This window comes from Pseudomonas sp. SIMBA_068, from assembly GCF_046534705.1.
Lineage (GTDB): Bacteria > Pseudomonadota > Gammaproteobacteria > Pseudomonadales > Pseudomonadaceae > Aquipseudomonas > Aquipseudomonas putida.
Genome location: NZ_JAWRYI010001660.1, coordinates 1 through 236, shown reverse-complemented (window position 1 = coordinate 236; position 236 = coordinate 1). Strand labels below are relative to the sequence as shown.

At 59.3% G+C, this 236-nt stretch carries 1 protein-coding gene; it reads left to right on the top strand.

Annotation, left to right across the window (positions count from 1 at the left end; genetic code table 11):
* Positions 1-8 precede the first annotated feature (8 nt).
* On the top strand, positions 9-236 hold a 228-nt coding region (locus SB756_RS35380; protein ID WP_410913922.1), incomplete at its 3' end, for an inositol monophosphatase family protein.

The following is a 236-nucleotide window of genomic DNA, read 5'->3' as shown; positions in this document are numbered from 1 at the left end:
CCAGTGAATTGATTTTCCGCTCCATCGAGCGCCTGGATACCATCAAGGTCGACGAAAAAGACGCCAAAGACTACGTATCCGAAGTTGATCGCGCTGCCGAGCAGAAGATCATCGACGCGCTGCGCAAAGCCTACCCGACCCACGCCATCCTCGGCGAAGAAACCGGCCTGCACGCCGGCAGCGGCGAAGGCGAAGACTACCTGTGGATCATCGACCCACTGGACGGCACCACCAAC